General features: G+C 55.5%; 1 protein-coding gene and 2 pseudogenes. 1 reads left to right on the forward strand and 2 read right to left on the reverse strand.

Features of this window, described 5'->3' with window-relative positions:
* A pseudogene (locus B4968_RS26335) lies at window positions 1-570 on the reverse strand (IS30 family transposase); the annotation flags it as partial.
* A gap of 169 nt (window positions 571-739) precedes the next feature.
* Window positions 740-1,907, reverse strand: a pseudogene (locus B4968_RS21970) (nucleotide sugar dehydrogenase).
* 337 nt (window positions 1,908-2,244) lie between these two features.
* Here B4968_RS21970 and B4968_RS21975 point away from each other — a divergent pair.
* Entirely contained in the window at window positions 2,245-3,192 is a 948-nt protein-coding gene (locus B4968_RS21975; protein ID WP_083101323.1) for a LysR family transcriptional regulator, read from the forward strand.
* The last annotated feature ends 190 nt before the right edge of the window (window positions 3,193-3,382 follow it).

The following is a 3,382-nucleotide window of genomic DNA, read 5'->3' on the forward strand; positions in this document are numbered from 1 at the left end:
GCTCCGCAATCGCCTGCCGGGCAGTGAGTGCCCAAACTGACGCCGGTGCGCCACATCATCAGGACGGAACAAGATGCTGACATCGCGGTGGAACTTAGGGTCACGGCGCTTGCGCATACGCCGAGGACGGCGGGCGACACGGTGCGTCGGCAGATACCACCAAAGATCATCGCGCATGCCCTTCTTTCGAGTAGATGTATCGATAGATCGTTTCTTGGCAGACCCTTAGTGGCGCTTGTTCCTGGATCATCCGATTACCGATTTGCTCAGGCGTCCAACCGTCCTTAATCCGCTCGATCACACGTTTGCAAAGTTCTGGATATTTGATGAGAGCTTACGATCCCGCGCGCGTCGATCTGCCGTCATCAGCTGAGCCGCAGCACCGTAGTAGCCATCGCATTTTGGCATGCTCTCATCGCTGAAATGATTGCGCTTCAACTCACGGAATAATATCGTCGACCTTCAGCGCTTCAAAACACGCGCCATCTCATCGACAGGGACTTTAGCGTGTCTCCAACGTTCTATTCTGCGTCGTTCCGTGATACTCAATTGCTTGTAGACGGCTCCCATGCCGATTCCTCTCGCTAGATAAACTACTGTTTTCTAACAAGAGTCGCAGTTGAGGGTAGCGCGCGCCCCCCCTGCACATCATGATCCAATAATATGAATTATGTTATATTAAGTGCGGTCTGAAACGGATCAAACCTGACGGATCACTACCCCGCGCGTGGTTTGGCGATCAATCAGCGCCAGACAGGTCGCGGGTAAAGACCTTGCTTTGCACATCGCGGATATCATCCGTCACCCGATTGGCCACAATGACATCAGCGCAGTGTTTAAAGGCCGCAAGATCCTGCATGACCTCTGATCCAAAGAACTCTGGCGCATCCAACACCGGCTCATAGACCACAACCTTGATGCCCTTGGCCTTGATGCGCTTCATGATGCCCTGAATGGAGGAGCGGCGGAAATTGTCCGAGCCGGCCTTCATCACCAGGCGATAGACCCCGACCACCTTTGGCGCCCTGGCAATGATCTGGTCGGCCAGAAAATCCTTGCGGGTGTGGTTGGCATCCACGGATGGCACGAATAAGGTTCTGCGGCACTTCTGAATAATTCGCCAATAGCTGTTTGGTGTCTTTGGGCAGGCAATAGCCGCCATAGCCAAACGACGGGTTGTTGTAGTGCGCGCCAATGCGGGGATCAAAACCGATGCCCTGAATGATCTGGCGCGCATCCATGCCACCCGCCATGGCATAGCTGTCCAGCTCGTTGAAAAACGCCACCCGCATGGCAAGATATGTATTGGCAAAAAGCTTGATGGCCTCGGCCTCATCGGCATCGGTAAACAGAACCGGCACGTCCTTTTTGACCGCGCCCTCAACCAGCAGATTGGCAAAGGTCCGGGCCGCCTCGGTCTGGGCGCCCACAATGATCCGCGACGGGTGCAGGTTGTCGTAAAGCGCCTGACCTTCGCGCAAAAACTCAGGGGAAAAGAACAGGTTTTTGGTGTTCAGCTCGCGCTGCATGCGTTTGACAAACCCAACCGGAATGGTCGATTTGATTACCACAGTGGCCTGCCTGTTGACTGCAAGAACCTGACGGATCACCGTCTCAACGCTTGAGGTGTCAAAGTAGTTTGACTCGGTATCATAATCCGTCGGGGTTGCGACAATTACAAAATCCGCATCCCGGTAGGCCGAAGCCGCATCAAGCGTCGCCGTGAGGCTCAGGCTGGCCTGGCCCAGGAACTCTTCCAGCTCGGCATCGACAATGGGGCTTTGGCGGGCATTGAGCATATCAACCCGCGCTTTAGCCACATCCGCTGCGGTCACCTCGTTGTTTTGGGCCAACAAGACGGCGTTGGACAATCCGACATACCCAATCCCAGCAACTGCAATCTTCATTCCAAACCCTTTGAGACACACATGGCAAAGCGAGGCCACTTTTACGGGAACCCGCGACGAAAGCCAAACCGCTATGCCGCGAAGCCAAAGGCGCACAGCACACGGAACACAGAGCATGGGACACAGGCCTCGCCAGAACCCGGCATCGCAGCCTCCCAGACAGGTGTGACCAACAATCAAGACAGGTGTTAACCAACAATATGGGGCAAATTATGGCGACCTTACCGGTGGGTATCAATTTCCAGAACCTCTTGGCGACTGTCCGTGCAGGGCCTATGAGGGAGAGGCGGGCTCGTTTTGAGGCATCACAGGTGAGGAAAACCCCCAGATTGGGAATGTGCTGAATATTAAGCAGTTAGAAGCACTGATCTGGGTTGCGGAACTGGGAAGTTTCCGCAAGGCGGCGCATCATCTCAGCACAACGCAGCCCAATATTTCCTCCCGCATCGCCGGGCTTGAAAAAACCCTGAATGTCGTCCTGATGCAGCGTAACGCGGGCTCTGTTCAGCTCACGGAAAAGGGGGTCGAGATTCTCGACGCGGCCCATCGAGTGTTACTTGAAGCAGAGCGCATTGTTGAGATCGCTCAGCGCCCTGACCTTGTGGCGGACCGGCTGCGCCTGGGCGTCACCGAGCTGGTCGCCTGCACCTGGCTGCATAGCTATCTGCGCAGCATCAAGGCGGCTTATCCGGCGCTGAATGTCGAGTTGACCGTCGATCTGTCGCGCAATCTGGATATAGAGATGCAGTCGAACCGTCTGGACCTCACCATTCAAACCGCGCCTTTTGCCAGTGCCGCCAGCGGCGTGATCGAGCTTGGCAAAGCGCCCTATATCTGGGTGGCAAACCCGCGCATTGCACAGCAGCTCAGCGGGATCAAAACGGTTGCGGATTTACTGCCACATTCCGTGCTGACCCATGCGCGCCATACCCAGGCCTATAGCGAACTTGTTGAGTATGCGCAGGCACAGTCCCTGCCGATTTCGCGCTTTGTGGCCTCAAACAGCCTTGCCTCCTGTGTGCAGATGGCCGCCGACGGTATGGGCATTACCCTGCTGCCCAAAGCGCTGGTTGCACGAGAGCTCGCCGACAAACGTCTGATTGAGGTTGACGTCAGCTGGAAACCCGCGCCGTTGCGCTTTGCCGCCAGATACCAGTCTGAAAAGGCGGCGCTCTATCTGACGCACTGCGCCAAGCTGGCTGAAGCAGCTGCCAAGACCTTGGATGATATCGCGCGGCCAGATCCTGCCCAGCCCGGCCCTGTGCAGCCAGCCCCTAAAGGATAAATTTTTTCTATCACCTATATATTTAATAATAATTAGACTTGATGACCCAAGACTGACAATTTTCAGCCAAATTGACTGTGAGGGGTGTTCCATGACCAAGCAATCCGTGCGCCTGGGTGTTGATATTGGCGGGACGTTCACCGCTGTCGTTCTTTAGGTTGGCACAGCCTCCTTTTCCACCAAGGTGCTG

Source organism: Pseudophaeobacter leonis, assembly GCF_002087335.1.
GTDB classification, from domain to species: Bacteria; Pseudomonadota; Alphaproteobacteria; order Rhodobacterales; family Rhodobacteraceae; genus Pseudophaeobacter; species Pseudophaeobacter leonis.